Raw genomic sequence first — 24,284 nt, 5'->3', positions numbered from 1 at the left:
CATGGCAACGACGCCTCGCCTGGAACTGGCCGCGCCCCCGGCCGCGCCTGCGACCCCCATTCTGGAGCTGAAGGGCATTTCCAAGACCTTTCCGGGCGTGAAGGCGCTGGACGACGTGTCCTTCGCCGTCTGGCCGGGCGAGGTCCACATGCTGCTCGGCGAGAACGGCGCCGGCAAGTCCTCGCTCATGAAGGTGCTGTGCGGCGCCTATCAGGCGGATGCGGGCGAATACTTCCACAATGGCGAGAAGGTGGAGATCCGCTCGCCGGCCGACGCGCGGCGCTTCGGCATCGCGGTCATCTTCCAGGAATTCTCCCTCGTCCCCTATCTGGACGTGGCGCAGAACATCTTCCTCGGCCGCGAATTCCCCTCGCGCATTCCCGGCCTTATGGACCGGCGCCGCCTCTATCGCGAGGCGCAGAAGGTGCTGGACCTGATTGGCCTCGATGTGGACCCGCGCACCAAGGTCCACCAGCTCGGCGTCGCCCAGCAGCAGATGGTCGAGATCGGCAAGGCGCTGTCGCAGGATGCCCGCATCCTCGTCATGGACGAGCCGACCGCCGCGCTCTCCGACCGGGAGACCGAGCGTCTGTTCGAGGTGATGCGCCAGCTGCAGGCGAAGGGCGTGGCCCTTGTCTACATCTCCCACCGCATGGCCGAGGTGTTCGCCCTCGGCGACCGCATCACCGTGCTGCGCGACGGCAAGCTGGTGGGCCGCGCGCTGCCCGGCGAGACCTCGCCGGACGAACTGGTGCGGATGATGGTCGGCCGCAACGTGGACATGTCCTATCCCCGCCGCTTCGCCACCGAGCCCGGCGAGGTGGTGCTGGAGACCAAGGGCCTGTCCTCCACCAACGGCATCCGCGACATCGACCTGAAGGTGCGGGCGGGCGAGATCGTCGGCCTGTGCGGCCTCGTCGGCTCCGGCCGCACGGAGGTGGCGCGCGCCATCTTCGGCGCCGATCCGGTGACGGCGGGCGAGGTGCGCATCTTCGGCAAGCCGCGCACCGGCGGTCCGGATGCCGCGGCCTTCGCCGGAGTCGGCCTCATTCCGGAGAGCCGCAAGGCGGAGGGCCTCGCCCTCATCCGCACGGTCAGCGACAATCTCGCCGTGGCGGGCCTGCCGAAGCTGTTCCCCAGCAACATGTTCTCGCCCGGCAAGGCGCGGCGCTCGGCGCAGGAGCTGATCCAGCGCCTGCGCATCGCCACCCCCTCGCCGAACCAGAGCGTTGCCGTCCTCTCCGGCGGCAACCAGCAGAAGGTGGTGATCGGCAAGTGGCTCGCCGCCGGCACGCGCCTGTTCATCTTCGACGAGCCCACGCGCGGCATCGACGTGGGCGCCAAATCCGAGATCTTCGCCCTCATCGACCAATTGGTCGCCGAAGGGGCGGCGGTGCTCATGATCTCCTCCGAGCAGGCGGAGATCGTCCATGTCTGCGACCGCGCCTACGTCATGCGCGGCAAGCGCATCGTCGGCGAGCTTGGCCGCGCCGACCTCTCCGAAGAGAACATCGTCCGAATGGGGATGCACGATGAGTGATCACGCCCTTTCCTCTTCCACCCCCGCGCGGGCGCGCATCCCGGCCGTACCCGGCGTCGCCGTGGCGCTCGTCGGCCTCGGCGTGCTGTTCGCGGTGGCGAGCCCCGGCTTCCTCACCGCCGGCAACATCTCCAACATCCTGGTGCAGTCGGTGATCCTGCTGCTCCTCGCGCTGCCCATGACGCTCATCATCATGACGGAGGGGCTGGACCTCTCCATGGGTGCGGTGCTCACCCTCGCCTCGCTGGTGCTAGCGCTGATCGTGGTGGCGACGCAATCGCTGCTGCTCGGGCTCGCCGGAGCGCTTGGTGTGGGCCTTGCCTTCGGCCTCGCCAATGGCTGGCTGGTGTCGGTGCTGGGCATCCCGCCCTTCGTCGCGACGCTGGGCACGCTCGGCGCGGCGCAGGGGCTCGCGCTGATCGTGTCCGACGGGCAGAGCGTGGTGGGCATCCCGCGCTTCGTGCGGCAGGTCTATTCCGGCGATGTGGCGGGCATCCCGAACCCCATCCTCATCGGCGCGGGCTTCTACGCCCTGTTCCATGTGCTGCTCTATCACACCCGCTTCGGCACCTACATCTGCGCGCTCGGCGGCAATCGCGAGGCGCTGACGCTGGCGGGCGTGAAGTGGCGGCGGCTGCTCATCTCCGTCTACATGCTCGGCGGGGCCATGGCCGGCGTCGCGGCGCTGCTGATGACGGCGCGTATGAATGCGGGCCATCCCACCGCCGCCATCGGCATGGAGTTCGACGCCATCGCCGCCGTGGCGCTCGGCGGCACCTCCTTCGAGCGCGGCAACGGCTGGATCTTCGGCACCCTCATGGGCGTGCTCACGGTGGGCGTTCTGCGCAACGGGCTGAACCTCATGGCCGTGCCCTCCTCGGTGCAGGTGGCCTGCATCGGCGTCCTCGTCATCTTCGCCCTCTTCCTCGACGGCATGCGGAGCAAGAAGTCATGAGCCTCGCCGGCGACATCTCCGCGGGCACGCCCCGCATCCATCTGTCCAAGGACATGCAGCAGCTCATCTACCGGCTGCTGGCGGCGGGCCTCCTGTGCGTGGCGCTGAGCGTCGCGACGGATGCCTTCTTCACCACCAACAACATCCTCAACGTGCTGCGGCAGGCGAGCCTGCTGTTCTTCCTGGCCTCGGGGCTGACGCTGGTGATCCTCACCGGGGGCCTGGATCTCTCGGTTGGCGCGAACATCGGGCTGTCCGCCTGCCTCGCCGCCACCGTCATCAAGGCCACCGGCTCGCCGGTGCTGGGGACGCTCACGGGCCTCGCCAGCGGCTGCGTCATCGGCATCTGCAACGGGCTGATGGTGGCAAAGCTGCGCATCCCCTCCTTCATCGCCACCTACGGCATGCTGTGGGTGCTGCACGGCCTGACCTATTACTACATGGCCGGCGAGACCATCCATGGCTTCCCGCCCGGCTTCCGGCAGATCGGCTCGGGCTATTTCCTCGGCATCCCGATCCCGGTCTATCTGATGATCGGCTTCCTCGTCGCCGGCGCCGTCTTCGCCCAGCGCACCGTGTGGGGGCAGCAGATCTACGCCATCGGCGCGAACCCGGTGGCGGCGCGGCTGTCCGGCATCCCCGTCGATCGCCGCCTGATCCTCGTCTACGCCTTCTCCGGCGCCATGGCGGGCGTCGCCTCCATCGTCTTCCTCGCCCGGCTGAACTCGGCCGAGGGCGACATCGGCGAGGCGATGACGCTGCCGGCCATCGCGGCGGTGCTCATCGGCGGTGCCTCGCTCTTCGGCGGGGTGGGCAGCGTGTTCGGCACCTTCGTCGGTGCGCTCATCCTGACGCTGGTGCTGAACGGCATGAACCTGCTCGCGGTCAACGCAAGCTGGCAGCCTCTGGTGACGGGCGTGATCGTTGTCTTCGCGGTGTGGCTCGACATGATCGGCCGCAAGCGGTCCTGAAGCGTAATTGAAGTAACAAACCCAAATATCAAGAATCGGAGGAAGACCCCATGAAGAAGCTCAAGTTCATCGCCGCTGCGCTGCCGGTGGCGCTCCTGTCCACCGGCGCGCTCGCCGCGGACGAGACCATCGCCGTCTTCACCAAGAACCAGACCAACCCCTACTTCCAGACGGTGCGTGTCGGCGCCGAGGCGGCGGCGAAGTCCATGGGCGCCAAGGTGGTGCACTACATTCCCACCAAGCCGGACTCGATCCCCGAGCAGCTCAGCCAGATTGAGGACGTGATCGTCAAGAAGCCCAGCGCCATCGTCTTCGTGCCGGTGGACTACAAGGCCATGGTGCCGGGCGTGGAGCAGATCAACGACGCGAAGATTCCGGTGGTGAACGTCACCGACCGCTCGGCCGGCGGCAAGTTCCTCGCCTTCGTCGGCGCCGACGACTACAGCCTCGGCCTGGAAACCGGCCGCTATCTGCTGAAGGAGATGGGCGGCAAGGGCAATGTGGTGATCCTGGAAGGTGTGAAGGGCTCGCTCACCAACATCGACCGGGTGCGCGGCTTCAATGACGCCATCAAGGAAAACAAGGACGTGAAGCTGCTGGCGAGCCAGCCCGCCAATTACCAGCGCCTGCAGGGCCTGCAGGTGATGGAGAACCTCATGCAGTCGCATCCGCAGATCGACGGCGTGTTGGCCGCCAACGACGCCATGGCTATCGGCGCCATTGAGGCGCTGGACGGCGCCAACCGCAAGGCCAAGGTCATCGGCATCAACGGCACCAAGGAGGCAATCGACGCCATCAAGGCCGGCAAGCTGCTCGCCTCGGGCGATTACAACGGCTTCGTGCAGGGCTGCATCGGCACCATGGTGGCCATCCGCGCGCTGCGCAATGAGGCCATCGTGAACGAGGTGGTGCTGAAGCCCACCGTGGTGAATGCCTCCAACTACCAGCCCTACGACGTGCCGCTGGAAGCCCGGGCCTGCCCGAGCTGGTCGGACGCCGCCGCCATGGCCACCAAGGCGCCCACCAAGACGAACTGATTTCGATCCACTGACGCCGGTCTGCACAGCCGGCGTGCTATCAACCCGACGGGGCGACACCGGCTTATGCCGCGTGCCGCCCCGGTCGCGAAGGAGCCCCTCTGATGCTGTTCGCCATCCATGGCGTCGATCGCCCCGGCGCGCTCGACACCCGCCTCGCCCATTACGAGGCGCACAAGGCCTTCCTGTCCGACACCTCCGCGTTCGGGGTGCACATCGTCATGTCCGGCCCGCTGGTGGCGGATGATGGAACCACGATGATCGGCAGCCTCTTCCTCATCGAGGCGCCGGATCGCGCCGCCGCCGAGGCTTTCAACGCCGCCGACCCTTTCAAGAAGGCAGACATCTGGGAGCGCGTGACCATCACCGGCTTCCTCCGCCGCCAGGGTTGACGGTTCAACGGTTGAATACCGATCCGATTTGAAGGAGACGACACATGTCCAGCGATGCCCGCCCGATCCGGGTGGTGGGAATTTCCGGCAGCCTGCGCAAGGGCTCCTACAACACCATGGCCCTCAAGGCGGCCATGGAGCTTGCCCCCGAGGGCATGACCATCGAGGCGGCCGAAATCGGCGACCTGCCGCACTACAATGACGACGTGCGCCTCGTCGGCTATCCGCCGGAGGTGGAGCGCTTCCGTGCCCAGCTCGCCGCCGCCGATGCCATCCTGTTCGTGACGCCGGAGTACAATTACTCCATCCCCGGCGTGCTGAAGAACGCCATCGACTGGGCCTCGCGCCCGCCGAGCCAGCCGTTCGACAACAAGCCCGTCGCCATCATGGGCGCCAGCATGGGGGTGCTTGGCACCGCGCGGGCGCAGTATCAGCTGCGGCAGATGCTGGTGTTCCTGAACGCCTTCCCGCTCAACAAGCCGGAAGTGATGATCGGCGCTGCGCAGGCCAAGTTCGACGCCTCGGGCGCCCTGACCGACGAGGCGACCGCGGACTTCATCCGCCAGCTCCTCACCGCGCTCGCCACCTGGACCGAGCGCCTGCGTTGAGCGGCTGCTGATCTGCTCCTCAAACGGCAGCGGCGAGAGGCATGGCCCCTCGCCGCTGCTTTTTTTGTGGCTACCGACAAGGGGCGATCACACCCGCTCCAGCGCCACCGCGATGCCCTGGCCGACGCCGATGCACATGGTGCTCAGCGAACGCCTGCCGCCGGTGAGCGACAGCTCCAGCGCCGCCGTGCCGGTGATGCGCGCGCCGGACATGCCGAGGGGATGGCCGAGGGCGATGGCGCCGCCGTTGGGGTTCACCCGCGCGTCGTCGTCCGCGATGCCGAGGTCGCGCAGGGTGGCGAGGCCCTGGGAAGCGAAGGCCTCGTTCAGCTCGATGACGTCGAAATCGGCCGCGGTGAGGCCGAGCCGCGCCATCAGCTTCTTGGAGGCCGGCGCCGGGCCGATGCCCATGATGCGCGGCGGCACGCCGGCCGCCGCCCCGCCCAGCACGCGGGCAATGGGGGTGAGGCCATACTTCGCCGCCGTCTCAGCATCGGCGAGGATCAGCGCTGCGGCGCCGTCATTGACGCCCGAGGCGTTGCCGGCGGTCACCGTGCCGCCCTTTCGGAACGGGGTGGGGAGCTTCGCCAGCGCCTCGATGGTGGTGGCGCGGGGATGCTCGTCGCGCTCCACGATCACCGGCTCGCCCTTGCGCTGGGGGATGGAGACGGGAACGATCTCCCGTGCCAGCCGCCCGTTCGCCTGCGCTGCCGCCGCCTTGGCCTGCGAGCGCAGCGCGAAGGCGTCCTGATCGGCGCGGTTGATGGCGAAGTCCTCGGCCACGTTCTCGCCGGTCTCGGGCATGGAATCCACGCCGTACTGCGCCTTCATCAGCGGGTTCACGAAGCGCCAGCCGATGGTGGTGTCGTGGATCTCTGCATGACGGGAGAAGGCGGTGTCCGCCTTGGGCATCACGAACGGGGCGCGGGACATGGATTCCACGCCACCGGCGATCATCAGCGAGGCCTCGCCCGCCTTGATGGCGCGAGCGGCGGCGATGATGGCATCCATGCCCGAGCCGCACAGCCGGTTGATGGTGGTGCCCGGAACGCCCACCGGCAGGCCGGCCAGCAGCAGCGACATGCGCGCGACGTTGCGATTGTCCTCGCCCGCCTGATTGGCGCAGCCGAAGATCACGTCGTCCACGGCGGCGAAATCGACGCCGGGATTACGTGCCATCAGCGCCTTCAGGGGCACGGCGCCGAGATCGTCCGCCCGCACAGAGGCGAGCGTGCCGCCGAAGCGGCCGATGGGCGTGCGGACATAATCGCAGATGAAGACGTCCTTCATTGCGGGCTCCTACAGCTCTGGAACGACGAGATCGGCCACCGGGCCGGCGATGACCAGCTCCGCGCCGGTGAGCGACTGGAGCTTCTCCAGCGTGATGGTGGGCAGCTTCTCGCGCAGCACGAAGCGGCCGCCCTCGATGTCCACCACGGCGAGGCTGGTATAGACCCGCGTGACGCAGCCGACCCCGGTGAGGGGCAGCGTGCAGCGGTCCAGCAGCTTGGGCTCGCCGGACTTGGTGACGTGCTCAGTGATGACCGCGACGCGCTTGGCGCCATGTACGAGGTCCATGGCCCCGCCCACCGCCGGCACGCCCTTGGCGCCGACACTCCAATTGGCGAGGTCGCCGTTCTGCGCCACCTGGTAGGCGCCAAGGATGGCCACGTCGAGATGCCCGCCGCGCACCATGGCGAAGCTGTCCGCATGGTGGAAGAAGGCCGAGCCGGGCTTGAGCGTCACCGCCTTCTTGCCGGCATTGATGAGGTCCCAGTCCTCCTCGCCCGTGGGCGGCTCCTGGCCGAAGTCCAGGATGCCGTTCTCCGTGTGGTAGATCACCTCGCGGCCGGCGGGCTGATAGCGCGCGACCATCTCGGGAAAGCCGATGCCGAGGTTCACATAGGCGCCGTCGGCGATGTCCTGCGCCGCGCGCCAGGCGATCTGGGCGTTGGAGAGCTTGGTGTCGTCGCTGGCGGTCATGGATAGGTTGCTCCGGCGCGGTTCAGCAGCTCTTCCTGGGCGGGGTTGGTCACTTCCACCACGCGCGAGACGAAGATGCCGGGGGTGACGACGTGCTCGGGATCGATGGTGCCGGGCGGCACCAGCTGCGAAACCTGCACGATGGCGTGCCGCGCGGCCGAGCACATCAGCGGGCCGAAATTGCGGGCCGCCTTGTTGTAGGTGAGGTTCCCGAGGCGATCGCCGAGATGCGCCTTCACCAGCGCGAAATCGGCCTTCAGCCAGCGCTCCTGCACGTAGGAGCGGCCATCGAACTCGGCAGTGGGTTTTCCGTTGGCGAGTTCGGTGCCGTAGGAAGTGGGCGTGTAGAAGGCCGGGATGCCGGCACCGCCCGCGCGGATGCGCTCGGCGAGCGTGCCCTGCGGCACCAGCTCCAGCGCGATCTCCCCGGCGAGATACTTCTGCGTGAAGACGCGCGGATCGGCCGAGCGGGGGAAGGAGCAGATGAGCTTGCCCACCATCTCCACCTCGATCATGGCGGCGAGGCCGACATGGCCGTTTCCAGCATTGTTGTTGACCACCGTGAGGTTGCGCGGTGAACCGGTCTTCACGAAGCGGTCGATGAGGGCGTGGATCAGCTCGATGGGCGCGCCGGAGCCGCCGAAGCCTCCGATCATCACCGTGGCGTTGTCGCCGATATCGGCCACCGCCTCCGCGGGTGTGGCGATCGTCTTGTCCATGGACATCCCTGTTGCGCCTGGGGCGGCGCGCCTTTCGATATCCGACGAATAAAAAACGGCAGCCTCGACTTCAATCCGGTTTGTGCGATATAGGATATTTGTTGACATATCGCACAAGTCGAGAGGCGCCGTGACCGGCATTTCCCAGCGCGACACCATGGGCGGCCTCGCCAAGGGTCTTGCGGTGATCGAGACCTTCACCGCCGAACGACCGCGCCAGTCCATCGCCGAAGTGTCCGTCGCGAGCGGGCTCGACCGGGCGACGGCGCGGCGCTGCCTGCTCACGCTCGCCCACCTCGGCTACGCGGACTATGACGGGAAGTTCTTCACCCTGACGCCCCGCGTGCTCAGGCTCGGCACCGCGTGCCTTGCGGCCATGCCGCTCCCCCAGATGGTGCAGCCCTGGCTCGACCGGCTTTCGGAAGAGTTGGGGGAAAGCTCCTCCGTCTCCATCCTTGATGAGGACGAGATCGTCTATGTGGCGCGTGCGGCGCAGCGCAAGGTGATGTCCATCGCCCTCAACCCCGGCTCGCGCCTGCCGGCTTATTGCACCTCCATGGGCCGCGTGCTTCTCGCCGCCTTGCCGGAGGCGGAGGCCATGCGCCGCCTGCGCCTGCGGCCGTTGGCGTCGCGCACGCCGTTGACTCTGACCGATCCCGAGACGGTAATGGGGGCCGTGCGCGACGCGCGGGAGCGCGGATATGCGGTGATCGATCAGGAGGTGGAACTCGGCCTGTGCTCCATCGCGGTGCCGCTCCTCACAGCGCGGGGCACTACCGTGGCGGCACTCAACCTCGGCCTGTCCGCGCTCGCCGGCGATGCCGACACGCTGGCGGCCCGCTATCTGGCGGCGCTCGTTCGCGTGCAGGGCGAAATCCGCAAGATCCTGCGCTAGCGAGAGCGGACACCCTGGGATGAATCAAGGCGCAGCGCAGCAGCCCGCACGATGCTAGGATGCTGCGAGCACGCGGGACGCCATGAAAAGAGACACCTTTCACGCGCAGGATGGCGCAAGCCTCGCCTTCTCTGACGTCGGCACGGGCCGACCGCTGCTGGCGCTCGCCGGCTTCACCCGCAACAGCCGCGATTTCGACTATCTCGGCCGGCATCTGCACGATGTGCGGCTGATCCGGCTCGACAGCCGGGGGCGCGGGGACTCGGCTTGGACAGGGGCGGATACCTACACGGCGCTCCAGGAGAGCGACGACGCACTGGCGCTGCTGGATCATCTTCATATCGATCGCGCCGCCATCATTGGCTCCTCGCGGGGCGGCATCCTCGCCATGCTGATGGCCATGAAGGCGCCGGCGCGCGTGGCCGGCGTGTGCCTGAACGACGTCGGCCCGGTGATGGAGCGGGCGGGCCTGGAGCGCATCGGCGCCTATATCGGCGTCGAGCCCGCCGTGACCACGCTGGAGGAAATCGCCGACCGCATGCCGCAGGCTATGCCCGGCTTCCACCACGTGCCCGAATTACGCTGGGAGGAGGAGACGATCCGGCGCTACGTCCAGACGGCGGACGGCGTGGGCCTGCCCTATGATCCCGATCTGCGCCTGTCGTTCCAGAAAGCCCTGGCGGCACCGGCGACGGATGCCTGGCCGCTCTTCGACGCCTGTGCGGGCGTGCCGCTGGCCCTGATCCGTGGCGCCAATTCGGATGTGCTGAGCGCGGGTGCCGCGGCGGCGATGGCGGCCCGGCGGCCGGACATGATCTATGCGGAAGTAGCCGATCGCGGCCACACGCCGTTCCTCGACGAGCCGGAGGCACTGGCGGCGATCCATGAATGGCTCGACCGCTGCGCCTTCACCGTTGAAGAGGCGTCGCCCAAGGATGGGGACGTGGGCGAAGCGAAGCGGAAGCAGGCCGGACGAGGGTGACGGCCCCGGCAAGAGCCGTCCTCTGTCGCATCCTCAAATATGTTCCATCGGCGCTGGCCGCTTTACCCAGTCTACGCGAAGCGATGCGCGCAGTCTCCAGTAGGGATTCATAAGCGAGCCGGCTCAATTATTTTGATCGGGGACAGACACCGTATTGAAGCAATGCTCATCTAAGAAGTGGGTTGCAGTCATTAGTGTTCGGAACGCGTGATGCGGCCGGAATAGACTGTCGTTCCACGGGAGAGCGCGGTGAATATTGCGGACAGCAAGGCGGGTGATCGCAATCCGTTCTTCGCGGCTGTAACCGACGGCAACGCATGGACAGCCCGGCAGCGCGCCCTCGCACTCACCGCTCAGCTCTCGGAGTGGTCGACCCTGGGCGAATTGACGTCGAAGGCGGCCGGCCGCCATTTCAACAGTATTTCGGCCACCCACGGCGAGCGCCTGCGCAGCACCTTCAATGCCCTGACCGGGCTCGTCGCCGAGGTGACGAAGCCTCGCACCTCGCCCCTGGCGCTGCTCGGCGAATTCCGCGAATACGCCACCGACCGTGCCCAGCGCACGATCCTGATGGCGGATTGCCTGCGCGAGCGGGGCGATACCTTTTTCGCGCATGAGGCGGCAGGTTGCCCGCCGGTGCTGATCTACGACTACGAGATCGCCTTGGACGGCCGCCAGCTTCCGCGCCCCTGCAACTACATGCTGCTGAAGATCACTCCACCGCCGGGGGTCGAAGTATTCGACGCCAAGCGCCCGTACGTCATCATCGATCCGCGCGCCGGCCATGGCGCCGGCATCGGCGGCTTCAAGGCGGACAGCCAAGTGGGCGTGGCGCTGAAGGCGGGGCATCCCGTCTACTTCACCGCCTTCTGGCGCAATCCCGAGCCGGGCCAGACGCTGGCCCACGTGGCGCGTGCCGAGGCGTCGTTCGTCCGCTATGTCCAGGAGAAGCACCCGGACGCGCCCAAGCCGGTCGTGATCGGCAATTGCCAGGGCGGCTGGGCGACGCTGGTGCTCGGCGCCTCCAACCCCGACATCACAGGTCCGCTGGTGCTCAATGGTGCCCCGGTGGAAACCTGGTCCGGCGACGTCGGTTCCAACCCCATGCGCTACAATGCCGGCCTGCTCGGCGGGCAGGTCCAGCCCATGTTCTGGTCCGACTATGGCGACGGTGTTTTCGACGGCGCCTGGCTGGTGCTGAACTTCGAAATGCTGAACCCGGGCCGCACCTGGTTCCGTAAATACTACGACGTGTTCGAGAAGGTCGACACCGAGCGCGGCCGGTTCCTCGAATTCGAGAAGTGGTGGAGCGGTTTCTTCCTGCTCAACGAGCCGGAGATCGTGTGGATCGTGCGGGAGCTGTTCGTCGGCAACAAGCTCGCCCGCAACGAGGCCCGCCTCGAGCATGGTCGCGTTCTGGACGTCAAGCAGATCCGCTCACCCATTATCGTGTTCGCGAGCCATGGCGACAACATCACGCCGGTCAAGCAGGCCGTGAACTGGATCATGGACGCTTACGCCGATGAGACCGAGATCAAGATCCGCGGCCAGCGCATCGTCTACATGATCCATGATTCCATCGGGCATCTCGGAATCTTCGTCTCCTCCTCCATCGCCAAGCGCGAGCATCAGGAGGTGGCCTCCACCCTGAAGACCATCGAGGCGCTGGCCCCCGGCCTCTATGAGATGCACATCGAGGACGAGACCCAGGACGGCACCGGAAAGCACTTCACCGTGTCCTTCTCGGAGCGTCGCCTCTCCGACCTGCCCGGCTATGGCGATGGCCGCCAGGACGAAGTGCCCTTCGGGGCCGTCGAGCGCCTGTCCGAGCTTCAGGGCGAGCTTTACGACATCCTCGTGCGCCCGTGGGTGCAGGCCTGCGTAACGAAGGCGAGCGCGGAACTGGGGCGGCAGCTTCATCCGCTGCGGGTGCAGCGGGCCCTGCTCTCGTCCCGCAATCCCTTCCTTGCCGGGCTGCCGGGCGCGGCCCTGGCGACGGCGCAGAGCCGCCAGCCGGCGGCGGAGGACAATCCGTTCGTCCTCGCGGAGAGGCTCGTCGCCGATGCCATCGAGCAGAGCTTCGACATCATCCGCGATGTGCGCGACGCCTGGTATGAAACGCTTTTCTTCAGCATCTATGCCACGCCGCAGATGCGCTGGTTCGGCCGCAACTTCAATTTCGAGCGGACCCACAAGTCCAAGGAAGAGCTGATCGGCCTTCCGGAAGTGCAGTCGGCGCTGTTGCACGTCTCTTCGGGCGGCTTCGTGGAGGCGGTCATCCGCATGCTGATCCTCCTGGCGGATGCGCGCGGCGCCGTGCGGCGCGACCGGCTGGAGCGGTCGGCCCGCGTGCTCACCAAGGACGAGCCGTTCCGCTCGCTGAAGACCGCGCAGCGTGCGCAGATCATCCACGAGCAGAGCCTGATCGTGGAGTATGCCGGCTCCGCGGCCATCGAGACCCTGCCGGACCTGCTGCGCACGCCGGAGGAGCGGCGCCGGGCCGCCGACGTGGTGCAGTTCGTGCCTGGCCTGCTTTCGGACATGGAGCCGCGCACCCTTGCGATGCTCCAGCGCTTCCGCGAGGTGCTCGGCCTGCCGCCGGCGACGATGGATGTGCTCAGCGACCCGCTCGGCACCCTGACGGAGGCGGCGCAGTAGCGCCGCCAAGGGCGGGATAGGTGGGAACGCGGCCTGGGCGGGACGTCAGCCGATCCGCATCTCGGGCACGTCGTCCTCGATGATGAGGCGCGCCGACGTCTGGGCGATAATGTCCTCAACGCGCACGTCGGGGCCGCGCTCGCGCAGCAACAGGCCCTCGTGCGTCGGTTGGATCACCGCCAGCTCGGTGACGATGAGGCTGACGCGGCGCATGGCGGTGAGGGGCAAGGTGCATAATTGGCCCGAAGGGTGGCGAGCCAAGCCTCTGCTTCCGTATGGGCTTTGATGAAGCGACCTTCAGCGAGACGGACCGACTTGGTCCGAAGGGAGACGAGAATCTCCTGCTTCCCGGCTGCCTTCTTCAACGAGGGTTGGACGACCCTCCGATACCGAAAAACACCGTGGCGAGTCCGCTGCAGATAGGGGAGTCGCTGAATCCATTTCCCCATAAACGTACCCCCGAGTGTGTATCACCGTGGGTAAGTCATTGACGGATATTGGAAATTGGCGCTCCCAAGGGGACTCGAACCCCTGTTTTCGCCGTGAGAGGGAGAAATCATGGGCATTGGCGGACTAAGGTGGATCATGCTGGATCGTTGAATCGCAGTATGTTAATCCGTATCCGTTCGCGGGAATCCGCTGACGTTCGTCTCCACTTGCTCCCCAAAATCTTCCCATTCTTCCCATGGCCCGCACCGTCCGAGATACAGCCCTCGAAACCCGCACCGCCCGAGCACGCCTTGCCGTCCGGGGGGAGCCCTATTGGAAGCAGCTCGATGGCGGACTCGCCCTCGGCTATCGGCGGAAGAAGAGTGGCGGCAGCTGGCTGGCCCGGCGATGGGACGGCGAGCGCAAGCGCTACACGGAGCATGCGCTCGGCTCAACGGACGACGTGCAGGATGCGGATGGCGCCGCACACCTGTCCTTCAGCCAAGCGCAGGCGTCGGCTCGCGGCTGGTTCCAGGAAGAGGAGCGCCGTGCGCTGGGGCTCTCCGCCAGCGCGGGCCCCTACACCGTGGGCGACGCCTGCGACGACTACATGGCCCATTATGTGGGGAAAGGCGGCCGGTCGGAATATGCCACCCGCCGGGTCATCGAGATCCACATCCGTCCATCGCTCGGCGGTGTGGAACTGGCGAAGCTCACCACGCGCCGCATCCGGGATTGGCATCGGGGCATCGCCACCGCACCCAAGATGGTCCGCACCAAGAGCACCGCCAAGGAACGGGCCACACGGGCGGTGGATCACGACGATACGGATGCCGTCCGTTCGCGACGCGCCACCGCCAATCGCATCCTCACGGTGTTGAAGGCGGCCCTGAACCACGCTTGGCACGAACGGCACATCAGCAGTGACGAAGCGTGGCGCGCAGTGAAGCCCTTCGCTGCGGTGGATGCGCCGGTGATCCGCTATTTGAAGCCCGCCGAATGCACGCGGCTGGTGAACGCCTGTGCGGAGCCACTTCGTTCGTTGGTGCGCGGCGCACTGCTGACCGGTGCGCGGTACAGCGAACTGGCTCGCCTGAAGGTGGTAGACATTGATCTTGATGCTCGCACGGTCGCGGTGCGGGAGGCGAAAGGGGGCAAGCCCCGTCACATCGTCCTGACCGACGAAGCCACGGCGCTGTTCCGCAGCCTGACCCATGGCAAGGACGGCAGCGCGCTGGTTTTCGCGCGCGATGACGGCGGCCCCTGGAAGCCGGCGCAGCAGACCCGGCCGCTGGCGGAGGCCTGCGCTGCGGCGAAGATCGTGCCGGCCATCGGATTCCATGTGCTCCGCCACACCCACGCCAGCACTTTGGCCATGGCCGGGGTGCCCATGGGCGTGATCGCCGCGCAACTCGGGCATGCGGACACGCGCATCACCGAGAAGCACTACGCCCACCTCGCGCCGTCCTATGTGGCCGACACTATCCGAGCCGCCTTTCCGAAGCTGGGCATCGTGCCGGAGAGCAATGTGAAGGAGTTGGCAGCGAAGAAGGGGTGACGCTTGGTGGCCGGAACCAAGGACCAACTCTCTTCGTCACTCGCCCGGCTCTGCGCGAACTTGCTCCAGAATGCCGATCGCATCGAATCCAATGGCATCGGCGAGCGCCAGGTACTCGATGACGTCGATGCGCCGTTCGTTGCGTTCGATGTCTGCGATGTACGACTGCGGCCGACCGAGCTTTGCCGCGACCGTCGCCTGTGACAGCCCGGCCGCCTTGCGCGCCTCGATCATGAGTTCGCGCAGTCGGGCGTAACGGGGCTGACGAAGGTCGCGCGGCAATTCCGGCATCCGCATGGGGGAGCGGACGCCGAAATAATCGGCTTTTCAGATAATCTAGATTTCAGATAAAATCTCGCATTGCCGGGCTCATGCTTCGCCAATAGGTTGCATTATTGGGTGGTGCCCTGCTCCTGTGGCGGTCACCGGATAATTGCGGGCTTACGTCATGCGTTTCGACAAGGTGCGGGCGTCGCTTGAACTCGCATTGGATCTGGCCGCTTCATCCACCGGCCTCAGTCTGGAAGAGATCAGCGCTCGGCACGCCGTATCCCGAAGCACGGCGGAGCGCATGCGCAATCTCGTCGCCGATATTTTCGGGCCGCTGGAGCGCATGCACGACGGCAAGATCGTCCGCTTCCGGCTTCCCAATCTCCCCAAGGGGGTTAAGTTCATCGCCACGCCCACGGCCGAGGAACTGGCGGAGTTGCGGAATCTCGCCCAGGCCATGCAGGCGCGGGATCCCGCGCGGGCGAGCCTGTTGGACAGCCTCTCCCGGAAGATCAGCGCCGGCCTGCGCGCGGCGGACCGCCGTCGCCTTGAGGCGGACGTCGAACTGCATCTGGAAACCGAGGTCTGGGCTCATACACCGGGGCCGGCGCAGCTCTGCAAGCCCGAGGTCCTCAAGGCCATCCGACATGCCATCCTGGCCGCCCGGTTGCTCGAAGTCCGGTATCGGAAGGTCGGGGACGAAACATCGCGGAGCTATAGGGCCATCCCCTATGGGCTGATCTTCGGGCGGTCCCATTATCTGGTGGTGGGCTTTCCCGATAACGACCAGCCCCACCAGCTCCGGCTGGACCGCATCGACGCGGTCGCTGAATTGGAGGAACGGGCGAGCCGCCCCGAGGGCTTCAGCCTGCGCGCCTATGCGGAACGCTCATTCGGCTTCTTTCAGGAAGAGCCGGAGCCCATCGAACTGGTGTTTGACCCGTCGATTGCGCCGGAGTTCAGGGACCAGTCCCTGCATCCCGATCAGCGGATGGAAATGCTGGCGGACGGTAGCCTGCGCGTCACCTTCGAGGCAGGAGGTTTCACCGAGCTCGCACAATTCCTGACCCCTTACGTGAATATGGTGAAGGTGATGAAGCCGGAGCGGCTGAGGGGGCTGATGGGCGCGGCGACAATCGAGCCGGGCCAACCCTGACCCGGTCCGGTTTCTGATCCAGCTGAGTTCACGATCAAGGGGAGCGCGTCATGCGCCGTATGGTCATTCTGATGGGGCTACTGGCCTCGGTAGTGCTCGCGAGCGCCGCGTTCATTTTGTGGCCGAGCACGGGCTATGCCCTGAACCGGCAGCTGGAGCCGATCCAGCCGGGGCTCTATTCATCGGGGCAGGACGGTGGCTGCGATGATGCGGACAGCAAGGACAGGATGCTCATCACCAAGTCCGAGATTCATCTCTACGAGACCCACTGTCGCATCCGCCGCATCTCGGCGCAGGGCTATTTCTACGAGATCGACACCGATTGCGAAGCCGAGGGAGAGCGGGGGAGCATCAAGTTCGAGATTGCCCCGCTTTATCTCGGCACTGTCGCCGTCCAACTGAGAAAGGGCGGCCTGATGTCGGCGACCGGCGAGCCCGTCCTCTACCGCCTGTGCGCCGTGCCGCAGCACAGCCCGAAGGCCGACAACTACCGCTGAAGCAAGGAGGCCAGACCATGACGGCACATGTGACCGAGCCCGCCCAAGCCCCGGATGAGGTGCGGGAGAACGGGGCTGAGCCTTCAGCGGCGTGCGTGGGCATCTTCTGGTTCGTCATGCGTGGCGGCCGGCCGGAACTCGCCTCCTGCAAAACGCCGTGGCAGGAGGCGGAGGACTACGGAGACTTCAAGACCGAGCCGATGGCCCACTACGAGTTCTGGCCGACGCTTCAGCGCAAGCTCAAGGTGATCGGAGAATACGAGGACTGGCCGCGCGGGCGCGTCGTCTACAATGTGAAGGACGACCGTTTTACGGTCTATATCGACCGACAGCTTGCCGGAGTCCCCTTCAAGGCCCATCTGCTGGCCCACTTCGCCCTGCCTGCGGACAAGACCACGTTCGCCTTCGACGCCCATTACAGCGGCGCGAAGTTCACGGTGAAGGGGCAGCCCTGAAGCCCGCCCGCACCGGCTCATCTCACAGTTCCGGCCGGTTGAACGCTCTCCATCACTTTGGAAAGAGAGCGCTTTCACCGGCCGGTTCTGTCAACAGACGGCCTTGCGTGAGGGCCATGGGGTATAGCTCGAAGCGCGGAGTGGCGCCATGGAGCGATGAAGAGCAGTTCGGGAGGGTATTTCTGTAAACGCAGGGAATTTACGGGGTTAGCTTCGCAGTCTTAAGCGCATACCCTTCGCGCTGCCTCGGGCGATGCACCGATTTTGTCCTAGAATTTTGCTAAAGCGCTCCAATAATGGAGATAAATTTTCTCTTTTTTGTGATTCAGTATAGCCGAATATCACCAAACGCACCTCGGGGTTAATATGAACTATCGGTCCATCTCCTTTCGCCACTCGCTGAACGAGAGGTGGGGTGCGGCGAATTCCATTGCTCATTTCTGAAATATCTACAATGTTTTTGGCAATTAAAGAGTAAGACTTGACCAGATGCTCATTGTTGTCTCGGATAAATTTCTCATACGCGCGGATTTGGGCAATCACGCCACTGTCTTCATCGTCAGATAATTCTGGATTGCCAAAATACTTAGCCTCCCAGAATGCAAGATTGACCCCGTCTTTGCCTTCTTCGAAGGTCGCAAAGTCTATACGAGGCACCCGTACTGAGTCCGCGCCTTGTCGAAATGCGATCTCCACGTCGACAAGATTGGGGTTGGCTTCGGCGATCTCCTGTACTCCGCGCTTCTCGCGACCGGAATAGCGCTTGGCCGCTCGCTTCAATTTTTCAAGCGTTTCACCGGGAACATACTGGCGGATAAGCAATACATCGGGATCAAATTGAAATTTTCCGGAGGCGGCATCCAGTGAAATCTGATTCTTTGCATCCGGGTTGACTATATACTTCGGATGAGTAGATGCTGATACTTTTCCACTTTTGGTTATATTTATCATTAAAATTGACTGCCCACGCCAGTATGCATTCAAATAGTTGTCTCTGATACCGATGACGACACTTTTGTCATTGAGTACGTCTCGCCACCAGCCGGGTCCTGCGGCCAGATCCTTAAGGGCTCGCATCCTATCCATGTCGATGCCACGCTTGAACCCAGCCATTCAGACCTCCCACCATTCGCCGTCGTGCCGCACGAAGACGTTCTCGAACAGGGACGGGAACCGGTCCGCCTCAAAGGTGTGGATCGGCACCAAGACCCGCGGCGCGATGGCGCCCGCGAGCCGCTTCAGATCGGGGATGGAGGCGTGGCCCGAGGTATGGATGACCTCGAAGCCGACGCCGTGCGCCTTCAGCTTTGCGAGGAGCGCGGCGGTCTTCTCATCCTTCAGATAGCCGGCCCATTGCGACCAGATGGCATGGGCACCCGAGAGGCAGTCGGCTTTGAGCAGATCGTCGAGCAGGCTGCTGCGGAACAGCAGCACGTAACGCTCAGGATGCGCAGCAAGGTCTTCCGGATAAAGGCGACCGCTCTTGTGCCGCTCGATCAGGTCGAAGCGCTCGGCTTTCTTCACCTTCACCCGCTGGTGCCACGGGGTGAACAAGGCCACCTCCGGCCAGGATGTCTGGGGAATGCTCTCTCTGCCCGTCGCGTGCAGCATTTCGGCTGAATAGAGATCGACCACCAGCGTGCGCCCGCAGCGCTTCGCCGCGCGGAAGATGGAGACCACCCGGTCGATGTTCTGGGCCGAGGCGGCCGCCAGCACCATGCCGGGCGTGCGACGGATGACGTCCGTCAGCGCGGCCTCGATCTCGGTCTCGGTGGGAAAGCGCGCATCTTCATCCAGCCGTCCGAGGCTCGATCCCTCCATCAGCATCACGTCGATGCCCAGGGGTGGCCGGCTCAGCAGCCGCTCGAACAGGGCGCCCTTGCGGCCGTGGCTGCGGATGTCGCCCGAATAGAAGAGGCGCCGCCCGCCCGCCTCGACTGTCAGCGCATAGGCGTCGAACGCTGAGTGGTCGACCAGATGCGGCGTGATTGTGAACGGGCCAATACACAGCGGCTGACCATCCGCGAGGTGTCCGGCCGCCGCGATGGCCGGCAGGTCGCGAATGAAGAAAGCAGAAGCATTCAGAATACGTTCGGTGGCCGAGCCCAGGAAGATAGGCAACCCTGCATGAGCCCGCCCGAGCAATCCCCAATGGTCGCGATGACCATGGGAGATCACGACGCCGAGCAGCGACGGGTCCGGCTCCGAGAAACCGGGTAGAGGTGGAAGCACGGCTTCATCATTGGCATCGCCATCCAGAGGCAGGCCGCAGTCGAGCAGCAGACGTTGCCCCTGGGCTTCCAGCTCGATCACGGAGCCGCCGATCTGCTTCGTCCCGCGATGGATACGCGCCCGCATGCTTCCCCCCCATCCACCGGACACGAACCTCGGCGAATTGCCGCCGTCCGCTCCAGACAGATCGCGGTCGAGCGCTACCACGCCGCTACGTCAAATCCGGATGCAGGAGGCGACGGGCGCCAAGCGGAGCCGTGGACAGCGATCTTGTCGATGTTCGTCCGGCCCTTGCCGAGCGGGCGTGGGATGGCGAATGCGAGCACCCCGCACTCAGCCCTGGCGGACGCGCTGTGTTCGCAGCGCCTATCCAGGACCCTACGAGCTGATTGTCTGGATGCCGTTATCGGGTGACGGCCAATGCTGCCGCAGCTCCAGCCCGCCCCGACGGCCTGCTTTAGCCCGAAGGTGAAGGCTCCGCGTAGATGTTCCGCCCCGTTGCTTCGAAGCCCTGCAAAAAAATGGCGACCGCGATGAGTCATTCGCGAGGCCGCCTCTATATCGCCGGAGCCAACATCAAATGGAGGCTGAATATGGCAGAAGAAAACGGGCATGGTGCCCTCTCAATTCTGCAGTTTTGTAAGTGGGCCGGGATCGGCCGGTCACTCGCCTACAAGGAAATTGAATCTGGACAGCTGAAGATCAAGAAGGTCGGCCGCCGCTCTCTGGTCACCATGGACGCAGCCCGGGACTGGCTTCACGCACTGCCTGGCGGAGCTGGGTGATGGAGGAGCGTAACCGAGCCGCGGCCTGCTCCGGACAACCGCCGCACGAGGAGCAGCCAGACATGCCAACGGAGACTTCGCCATACGAGGTGGAAACCTACCAGCAGTTTTTCCGTGAAATCTTCGATACGGAAGAGTTTTCGGAGATGTTATTCATCTTCAACATTCCTTTCCGCATGGATGAGGATCAGACCTACTTCAAGGTGCGCGACCTGACTTTCTATCCCGGAAAGGGCTTGATTGTCCGTGACGATCAAGTGCTTGAACAGAAAGGGATTGACGGCATGCTCGAGCTGCTCGGCCACAGCCGCGATGAAATCCCACCGGGTGCGGATCTTTCTGGGCTGCAGCCCTTCGGGCAGGGGGCCAAGAAGGATTGATGTTCTAAAAGTGCCGGCCGGACAGGGCCCCGTCTCCCGAAGCCAAGGGAGACGGGGCCTTTTTTATTCAATATCGGCGCAGCCCTTGGGTCTCGCAATTAGAACGAATGCCGCATTGGTATCCCTTGGGCCCTAAAGACTATTCCCGCTCTCAACGCGCCCGAGCTTGTCTGGGCCACACCCGAAACGCGACGCAGGTCGTCGGTGTTCAGACTGCACCTCGCGCACAATATCGCGATACCCCCCCCTTCGATCACCGATCGATCCACCCACCATCCACCCACCACCCACCCACCAACATCTCCATGACCACCAGCACTCCCTCTAGCCCCCAGCACCAATGCCCCCCTGGGCCCAATGCTGAGCAGGAGCGGGCTAAAGGAGAAAACCATGCCCAAGACCACCATCCAAACTGATGCCCCACTCCCCGATGACCCACCCAAAATGGTGCAGGCCATCGACCGCCTCAACAGCCTCGGGATCATGTTCGAGCGCAAGACCCTGTACCAGCTCAAGATTGACCAGTGGAATTTCTACCCCGGCCGGGGGACCATCGTTCGTGATGGCGGCTTGCCCGAGCAGGACAGGGGCCTGGAGGCCCTCCTGAGCCGTCTGTTTCCTTCCCATTCGGTAGGGGTCGGCTCAAAAAATCGCGCACAGCCAAAATGCGCCATTTAACTCATTGTTTTCAAACAATTCTTTGGCGCGCGCCTCTGTTGCTCGGGAAATGGAGCACTCCATTATCCAACGCCGGAAAATGGAGTGCTCCCAGACGTGTGCTCACCCCTCAGTCGTCGCTCAGTTGGACGATAACTTCCCCCCTATCCACTCGGCCCCTCTCAAACTCCCAGTCGCTATAGCGGTTTGGCTCGCCAACGTTGGTAATAGAATGCTTTGGCGTGTAGCTCTCGTCCCTGCGGGCCTTATGTCCGAGTGATCGCGCGATCCGGACACGTTGAAGCTCAACGTATCCGGTTTCCCGTCGCCAAACGCCAGCGAGCGAATTGGCGTCTGGCTTTCCGAGTTGCTTATCGTGCTTCGTCAGCGATGGATCTAACCCCTTCACGCAATACTTGAACCATTGCCACTGGCTCTTGGCGCTGCTTTGCTTGTGGAGCCTGATGTGAAACAGTCGACCTGTATTCGTGCCCCGCACGATTTCTAGCTCGATGTTCTTAATCCAGCGCCGGAAGGCAGCTTGGAGGCTGTCCGGAACATGAAGCCCGATATGATTGTGATAGTCAATCTTACGGTCGTTCTCAAAAACAGCATAATAGTAAGCTGGATGACGTCTCTGGACCATGAATTTACGAAATCGGTCCATAAGCACGTTGTAAGCCAGATTCACGTCTGCAGGCGATGAAATGCCGGCCAACTTCCAGGAAATAGTCAGCTCTATATTAAGAATTACACCCTTATAGTTTGCGAAGCAGATCGCATCATACAGGTCAAATACCTGATGGCGCCGAATGTAGCGGCTACCTTCGCGCGATCGGGCAGGGGGCTCGTTGGCTTCGGCGAACTGGGCCACAGGCATCAACGGAATGGCCGGCTGTTCACACAACCATTGCCAGTCGAAGCCAGGCGGCAGAGTTATCGTCCTGACGGACAGAAGGGAGCGGGGAAGATAGGTCGTCATCAAGCGCCTCAGAGGTAACTAGAGAAGGCGCCGGAAAAAGCCGGCCTCTAATATAGCGTTTTGGGTCCCCAAACACGTTGAATTGGAGGTGTGTTAAATCGCCGCACTCTCGCGGGAATTTATGTCACCGGAAGTGAAGATGGTGACAAAATGGGCGATGTATCAGATAGTTATGGGCAAGTTAACGCGACCTTGCCCGTGGTTCCTAGGGATATTTTACGTCGGTTTCATGTGGACGAGCCTGGCGACACACGATTTGCATGCTGCGCGCGCTTGCTCCAGTCGACTTGGCGTGAAATGTGCGGAATGAAGCCGGGGCTGCATCGATCCCGGAGTGGCAGTCAACGTGTTCTCGGAAGTCGTCTCAGAGAAGTGGATGCCAAGCAGGGCCGTAATTTCCTGACGCCGGAGATCGCCCGGATTGCGCGCCGTGCCGTAGCCTATCGAGAATATGGCGCCCTCATCGATGAGCAGCGTCTGTGGGAAAATCTCCTGTCGAGCCAGCCGCTCGCCTTCAACCTGTTCGCACTGTGCCAGGTGGACGAGGAACGCCGCCATCGGCTCTTCGAGCGCCTCTTCCCCGGCTTCTTCGCGAAGGTGGAGAAGCTGGCCTTCGAGCACTCGCCGGGGCGTGGTGACCCGCGCTATCTCGGTGACTACACCGCCTTCGACCTCTTCGTGAACGGTACCGGCCCGGACGGTCGGCCCGCCTTCATCGCCATCGAGGTCAAGTATTCCGAGGATATGCGACAGCCGGGACGGAGCGGGTCTGCCCGGTATCGGGAACTTACCCGTGCCTGCGCCCTTCATCTCGATCCCGAGGCGCCGAGCCTTTTGACCGGTCACCTCGCCCAGCTCACCGCCGAGCATCTTCTGGCTGCTCTGATCCGGGAGCAGTGGGGGCAGGGTGCCTATGGCCTGTTCGTCACGATCGCCCCTGCCGCCAACCGGGAGGCCTGGTATGCCGTGGAGCTTTACCGCTCCATGCTCGACCGTCGGCCTGACGGGGTACCCTTCATGGCGCTGGCCCTGGAGGATGTGATCGCGGCCGTTGGCGAAGCGGGTGACCCCGACCTCTCCGCTCGCCTGCATGCGCGGTACACGGACTTCTCGCCGGTTCATCGACTGATCGACGACTGGGAGCCCTTCACCGAGGCCTGATTGGGCTGACGCAGGTCAGCTCTGCTGAGCGCGGAAGCGGACCTGCCTTGACGTCCCGCGTTCGTTCATACATTTGTACATACGGAAGGAGCCATCGCCATGGTCGCACTCAAGCTTGGAAGGATCGGCAATTCGGTCGGCGCCGTGCTGCCCAAGGAGGTGCTGGCCCGTCTCAAGGTGGAGCAGGGCGACACGCTCTATCTGACCGAGACGCCGGATGGCTATCACCTCACGCCCTACGAACCGGAGTTCGAGGCGCAGATGGAGGAAGCCCGCAAGATCATGAAGAAGCGGCGTAACGTGCTGCGTGAGCTGGCAAAGTGAGCGAGCCCGACGGCCGACAGGAACCGCGCTGGGTGACAAAGGCCGTGGTGCTCGCCGTTCATGACGCCCAGCTCGCGGAGCACGGCGGCGGCAGGGGTGTGCGCGACGAGGGGTTGCTGGAAGCGGCCCTCGATCGTCCGAAGAACCGCTACCACTACATGCGGCAGGACGAAGCTGGCCAAGAGCGGCTTTCCGCTTCCGACGTGTCGGCCTTGGCTGCTGCCTACGCCTACGGCATCGCCAAGAACCATCCCTTCGTGGACGGCAACAAGCGGACCTCCTTTGTGGTGTGCGAGCTGTTTCTCGCCCTCAACGGCTACGAACTGACCATGGACGACGCCACAGCAGTGAAGACATGGTTGGCGCTGGCGGCGAGTGAGTTGACCGAAGACGAACTCGCAAGAAAAATAGAGGCCGCGCTGAGCGTGGTATGAAGTCCTGTTCATGTGAAAATGAGGCTTCTGCGCTGAACAGGTGCCCTGTGTTTTGAGGCAGACGATATTTCTATATGAGTTGAGCCGACGCGCTTCTGCCCGGCAGTGTCTCATGCTTGGCCTGGGCCCCTCTGCCTCAAGACCAATAACAGTCCTCTCTCTTCCTTTCTATCCTCGTCCAGCGAATATCATCGTTGGGTCTTCTCTCGACCTGCTCCATAACA

General features: G+C 64.2%; 28 protein-coding genes. 19 read left to right on the top strand and 9 right to left on the bottom strand.

The genetic code is table 11. The annotated features are described in order from the left end of the window. The first annotated feature begins 1 nt into the window (after position 1). From ACT535_RS15985 to ACT535_RS15960, 6 genes are all read left to right on the top strand, one after another. A complete protein-coding gene (locus ACT535_RS15985; RefSeq protein WP_476365170.1) occupies positions 2–1,540 on the top strand; it encodes a sugar ABC transporter ATP-binding protein in 1,539 nt (512 codons plus the stop codon). Continuing rightward, complete coding sequence (locus ACT535_RS15980; RefSeq protein ID WP_476365169.1) at positions 1,533–2,495, top strand: ABC transporter permease; 963 nt, start codon at positions 1,533–1,535, stop codon at positions 2,493–2,495. The genes ACT535_RS15985 and ACT535_RS15980 overlap by 8 nt, the downstream gene beginning before the upstream one ends. Next, the gene (locus tag ACT535_RS15975; RefSeq protein ID WP_168459586.1) at positions 2,492–3,466 is read left to right on the top strand and encodes an ABC transporter permease; all 975 of its coding nucleotides are present in this window, start codon (positions 2,492–2,494) and stop codon (positions 3,464–3,466) included. Before ACT535_RS15980 ends, ACT535_RS15975 begins: the two co-directional genes overlap by 4 nt. A 50-nt stretch (positions 3,467–3,516) precedes the next feature. Then, positions 3,517–4,503, top strand: a complete 987-nt coding sequence (locus tag ACT535_RS15970) for a sugar ABC transporter substrate-binding protein (RefSeq protein WP_476365168.1) — start codon at positions 3,517–3,519, stop codon at positions 4,501–4,503. A gap of 104 nt (positions 4,504–4,607) precedes the next feature. Next, a complete protein-coding gene (locus ACT535_RS15965; RefSeq protein WP_476365167.1) occupies positions 4,608–4,895 on the top strand; it encodes a YciI family protein in 288 nt (95 codons plus the stop codon). A gap of 44 nt (positions 4,896–4,939) precedes the next feature. Continuing rightward, positions 4,940–5,503 (top strand): NADPH-dependent FMN reductase, encoded by a 564-nt coding sequence (locus tag ACT535_RS15960; RefSeq protein ID WP_476365166.1) that lies wholly within the window; start codon positions 4,940–4,942, stop codon positions 5,501–5,503. Between the two features lie 87 nt (positions 5,504–5,590). Here ACT535_RS15960 and pcaF read toward each other — a convergent pair whose 3' ends face one another. The 3 genes from pcaF to ACT535_RS15945 are packed head-to-tail and all read right to left on the bottom strand — an operon-like array spanning position 5,591 to position 8,205. Further along, positions 5,591–6,793: a 3-oxoadipyl-CoA thiolase gene (gene pcaF, locus ACT535_RS15955; protein WP_476365165.1), complete on the bottom strand. Its 1,203-nt coding sequence runs from the start codon at positions 6,791–6,793 to the stop codon at positions 5,591–5,593. A gap of 9 nt (positions 6,794–6,802) precedes the next feature. Then, positions 6,803–7,486: a 3-oxoacid CoA-transferase subunit B gene (locus ACT535_RS15950; protein WP_476365164.1), complete on the bottom strand. Its 684-nt coding sequence runs from the start codon at positions 7,484–7,486 to the stop codon at positions 6,803–6,805. Continuing rightward, positions 7,483–8,205: a 3-oxoacid CoA-transferase subunit A gene (locus ACT535_RS15945; RefSeq protein ID WP_476365163.1), complete on the bottom strand. Its 723-nt coding sequence runs from the start codon at positions 8,203–8,205 to the stop codon at positions 7,483–7,485. Before ACT535_RS15945 ends, ACT535_RS15950 begins: the two co-directional genes overlap by 4 nt. A gap of 157 nt (positions 8,206–8,362) precedes the next feature. Between ACT535_RS15945 and ACT535_RS15940 the strand changes: the two genes are divergently transcribed. The 3 genes from ACT535_RS15940 to ACT535_RS15930 all read left to right on the top strand — a co-directional run bounded on the left by ACT535_RS15940 (position 8,363) and on the right by ACT535_RS15930 (position 12,740). Continuing rightward, entirely contained in the window at positions 8,363–9,100 is a 738-nt protein-coding gene (locus ACT535_RS15940) for an IclR family transcriptional regulator domain-containing protein (RefSeq protein WP_476365446.1), read from the top strand. 82 nt (positions 9,101–9,182) lie between these two features. Next, the gene (locus tag ACT535_RS15935) at positions 9,183–10,082 is read left to right on the top strand and encodes an alpha/beta fold hydrolase (protein WP_476365162.1); all 900 of its coding nucleotides are present in this window, start codon (positions 9,183–9,185) and stop codon (positions 10,080–10,082) included. Between the two features lie 249 nt (positions 10,083–10,331). Next, the gene (locus ACT535_RS15930; RefSeq protein WP_476365161.1) at positions 10,332–12,740 is read left to right on the top strand and encodes a DUF3141 domain-containing protein; all 2,409 of its coding nucleotides are present in this window, start codon (positions 10,332–10,334) and stop codon (positions 12,738–12,740) included. 45 nt (positions 12,741–12,785) lie between these two features. Here ACT535_RS15930 and ACT535_RS15925 read toward each other — a convergent pair whose 3' ends face one another. After that, positions 12,786–13,001 (bottom strand): hypothetical protein, encoded by a 216-nt coding sequence (locus ACT535_RS15925; RefSeq protein ID WP_476365461.1) that lies wholly within the window; start codon positions 12,999–13,001, stop codon positions 12,786–12,788. Continuing rightward, positions 12,914–13,189, bottom strand: coding sequence for a DUF6538 domain-containing protein (locus ACT535_RS15920; RefSeq protein ID WP_476365160.1), 276 nt, complete (start codon positions 13,187–13,189; stop codon positions 12,914–12,916). The genes ACT535_RS15925 and ACT535_RS15920 overlap by 88 nt, the downstream gene beginning before the upstream one ends. A 236-nt stretch (positions 13,190–13,425) precedes the next feature. Between ACT535_RS15920 and ACT535_RS15915 the strand changes: the two genes are divergently transcribed. Then, entirely contained in the window at positions 13,426–14,727 is a 1,302-nt protein-coding gene (locus ACT535_RS15915; protein WP_476365159.1) for a tyrosine-type recombinase/integrase, read from the top strand. 36 nt (positions 14,728–14,763) lie between these two features. Here the strand turns inward: ACT535_RS15915 and ACT535_RS15910 are convergent, their stop codons facing one another. Continuing rightward, entirely contained in the window at positions 14,764–15,024 is a 261-nt protein-coding gene (locus tag ACT535_RS15910; protein WP_476365158.1) for a helix-turn-helix domain-containing protein, read from the bottom strand. 151 nt (positions 15,025–15,175) lie between these two features. On the opposite strand from ACT535_RS15910, the gene ACT535_RS15905 reads away from it, so the two are divergent. From ACT535_RS15905 to ACT535_RS15895, 3 genes are read left to right on the top strand one after another with little or no spacing between them, the layout of a single operon-like run. Beyond that, a complete protein-coding gene (locus ACT535_RS15905; RefSeq protein WP_476365157.1) occupies positions 15,176–16,153 on the top strand; it encodes a helix-turn-helix transcriptional regulator in 978 nt (325 codons plus the stop codon). A gap of 50 nt (positions 16,154–16,203) precedes the next feature. Next, entirely contained in the window at positions 16,204–16,650 is a 447-nt protein-coding gene (locus ACT535_RS15900; RefSeq protein ID WP_476365156.1) for a hypothetical protein, read from the top strand. 17 nt (positions 16,651–16,667) lie between these two features. Next, the gene (locus ACT535_RS15895) at positions 16,668–17,105 is read left to right on the top strand and encodes a hypothetical protein (protein WP_476365155.1); all 438 of its coding nucleotides are present in this window, start codon (positions 16,668–16,670) and stop codon (positions 17,103–17,105) included. A 207-nt stretch (positions 17,106–17,312) separates the two neighbouring features. Here ACT535_RS15895 and ACT535_RS15890 read toward each other — a convergent pair whose 3' ends face one another. Beyond that, positions 17,313–18,218 carry a hypothetical protein gene (locus tag ACT535_RS15890; protein WP_476365154.1) on the bottom strand — a complete coding sequence of 302 codons (906 nt, stop codon included), beginning with the start codon at positions 18,216–18,218 and terminating at the stop codon, positions 17,313–17,315. Beyond that, the gene (locus ACT535_RS15885) at positions 18,219–19,463 is read right to left on the bottom strand and encodes an MBL fold metallo-hydrolase (RefSeq protein WP_476365153.1); all 1,245 of its coding nucleotides are present in this window, start codon (positions 19,461–19,463) and stop codon (positions 18,219–18,221) included. A gap of 359 nt (positions 19,464–19,822) precedes the next feature. Here ACT535_RS15885 and ACT535_RS15880 point away from each other — a divergent pair, with 359 nt between their 5' ends. From ACT535_RS15880 to ACT535_RS15870, 3 genes are all read left to right on the top strand, one after another. After that, positions 19,823–20,122, top strand: coding sequence for a hypothetical protein (locus ACT535_RS15880; protein ID WP_476365152.1), 300 nt, complete (start codon positions 19,823–19,825; stop codon positions 20,120–20,122). Beyond that, entirely contained in the window at positions 20,122–20,502 is a 381-nt protein-coding gene (locus tag ACT535_RS15875; protein ID WP_476365151.1) for a hypothetical protein, read from the top strand. The genes ACT535_RS15880 and ACT535_RS15875 overlap by 1 nt, the downstream gene beginning before the upstream one ends. Positions 20,503–20,892: 390 nt before the next feature. Then, the gene (locus ACT535_RS15870) at positions 20,893–21,180 is read left to right on the top strand and encodes a hypothetical protein (RefSeq protein ID WP_476365150.1); all 288 of its coding nucleotides are present in this window, start codon (positions 20,893–20,895) and stop codon (positions 21,178–21,180) included. 109 nt (positions 21,181–21,289) lie between these two features. On the opposite strand, the gene ACT535_RS15865 is transcribed toward ACT535_RS15870, so the two are convergent. Beyond that, positions 21,290–22,141, bottom strand: coding sequence for a hypothetical protein (locus ACT535_RS15865; RefSeq protein ID WP_476365149.1), 852 nt, complete (start codon positions 22,139–22,141; stop codon positions 21,290–21,292). Between the two features lie 150 nt (positions 22,142–22,291). On the opposite strand from ACT535_RS15865, the gene ACT535_RS15860 reads away from it, so the two are divergent. From ACT535_RS15860 to ACT535_RS15850, 3 genes are all read left to right on the top strand, one after another. Further along, positions 22,292–23,302: a PGN_0703 family putative restriction endonuclease gene (locus ACT535_RS15860; RefSeq protein WP_476365148.1), complete on the top strand. Its 1,011-nt coding sequence runs from the start codon at positions 22,292–22,294 to the stop codon at positions 23,300–23,302. A gap of 99 nt (positions 23,303–23,401) precedes the next feature. Beyond that, positions 23,402–23,626, top strand: a complete 225-nt coding sequence (locus ACT535_RS15855; protein ID WP_229646284.1) for an AbrB/MazE/SpoVT family DNA-binding domain-containing protein — start codon at positions 23,402–23,404, stop codon at positions 23,624–23,626. Next, positions 23,623–24,060, top strand: coding sequence for a type II toxin-antitoxin system death-on-curing family toxin (locus tag ACT535_RS15850; protein WP_476365147.1), 438 nt, complete (start codon positions 23,623–23,625; stop codon positions 24,058–24,060). The genes ACT535_RS15855 and ACT535_RS15850 overlap by 4 nt, the downstream gene beginning before the upstream one ends. Positions 24,061–24,284 lie beyond the last annotated feature (224 nt).

The sequence above is a fragment of the Xanthobacter sp. DMC12 genome, assembly GCF_056314105.1.
The sequence above is the reverse complement of the archived record's forward strand: the minus strand, read 5'-3'. Positions and strand labels throughout refer to the sequence as shown.

Coding starts and splice junctions, on each gene's coding strand:
- ACT535_RS15855 (WP_229646284.1), top strand. CDS start 23,402: ATGGTCGCACTCAAGCTTGGAAGGATCGGCAATTCGGTCGGCGCCGTG.
- ACT535_RS15870 (WP_476365150.1), top strand. CDS start 20,893: ATGCCCAAGACCACCATCCAAACTGATGCCCCACTCCCCGATGACCCA.
- ACT535_RS15940 (WP_476365446.1), top strand. CDS start 8,363: ATGGGCGGCCTCGCCAAGGGTCTTGCGGTGATCGAGACCTTCACCGCC.
- ACT535_RS15980 (WP_476365169.1), top strand. CDS start 1,533: ATGAGTGATCACGCCCTTTCCTCTTCCACCCCCGCGCGGGCGCGCATC.
- ACT535_RS15900 (WP_476365156.1), top strand. CDS start 16,204: ATGCGCCGTATGGTCATTCTGATGGGGCTACTGGCCTCGGTAGTGCTC.
- ACT535_RS15950 (WP_476365164.1), bottom strand. CDS start 7,486: ATGACCGCCAGCGACGACACCAAGCTCTCCAACGCCCAGATCGCCTGG.
- ACT535_RS15970 (WP_476365168.1), top strand. CDS start 3,517: ATGAAGAAGCTCAAGTTCATCGCCGCTGCGCTGCCGGTGGCGCTCCTG.
- ACT535_RS15915 (WP_476365159.1), top strand. CDS start 13,426: ATGGCCCGCACCGTCCGAGATACAGCCCTCGAAACCCGCACCGCCCGA.
- ACT535_RS15865 (WP_476365149.1), bottom strand. CDS start 22,141: ATGACGACCTATCTTCCCCGCTCCCTTCTGTCCGTCAGGACGATAACT.
- ACT535_RS15890 (WP_476365154.1), bottom strand. CDS start 18,218: ATGGCTGGGTTCAAGCGTGGCATCGACATGGATAGGATGCGAGCCCTT.
- ACT535_RS15860 (WP_476365148.1), top strand. CDS start 22,292: ATGGGCGATGTATCAGATAGTTATGGGCAAGTTAACGCGACCTTGCCC.
- ACT535_RS15960 (WP_476365166.1), top strand. CDS start 4,940: ATGTCCAGCGATGCCCGCCCGATCCGGGTGGTGGGAATTTCCGGCAGC.
- ACT535_RS15945 (WP_476365163.1), bottom strand. CDS start 8,205: ATGGACAAGACGATCGCCACACCCGCGGAGGCGGTGGCCGATATCGGC.
- ACT535_RS15935 (WP_476365162.1), top strand. CDS start 9,183: ATGAAAAGAGACACCTTTCACGCGCAGGATGGCGCAAGCCTCGCCTTC.
- ACT535_RS15975 (WP_168459586.1), top strand. CDS start 2,492: ATGAGCCTCGCCGGCGACATCTCCGCGGGCACGCCCCGCATCCATCTG.
- ACT535_RS15905 (WP_476365157.1), top strand. CDS start 15,176: ATGCGTTTCGACAAGGTGCGGGCGTCGCTTGAACTCGCATTGGATCTG.
- ACT535_RS15895 (WP_476365155.1), top strand. CDS start 16,668: ATGACGGCACATGTGACCGAGCCCGCCCAAGCCCCGGATGAGGTGCGG.
- ACT535_RS15910 (WP_476365158.1), bottom strand. CDS start 15,024: ATGCGGATGCCGGAATTGCCGCGCGACCTTCGTCAGCCCCGTTACGCC.
- pcaF (WP_476365165.1), bottom strand. CDS start 6,793: ATGAAGGACGTCTTCATCTGCGATTATGTCCGCACGCCCATCGGCCGC.
- ACT535_RS15880 (WP_476365152.1), top strand. CDS start 19,823: ATGTTCCGCCCCGTTGCTTCGAAGCCCTGCAAAAAAATGGCGACCGCG.
- ACT535_RS15985 (WP_476365170.1), top strand. CDS start 2: ATGGCAACGACGCCTCGCCTGGAACTGGCCGCGCCCCCGGCCGCGCCT.
- ACT535_RS15965 (WP_476365167.1), top strand. CDS start 4,608: ATGCTGTTCGCCATCCATGGCGTCGATCGCCCCGGCGCGCTCGACACC.
- ACT535_RS15885 (WP_476365153.1), bottom strand. CDS start 19,463: ATGCGGGCGCGTATCCATCGCGGGACGAAGCAGATCGGCGGCTCCGTG.
- ACT535_RS15920 (WP_476365160.1), bottom strand. CDS start 13,189: ATGGGGAAATGGATTCAGCGACTCCCCTATCTGCAGCGGACTCGCCAC.
- ACT535_RS15875 (WP_476365151.1), top strand. CDS start 20,122: ATGGAGGAGCGTAACCGAGCCGCGGCCTGCTCCGGACAACCGCCGCAC.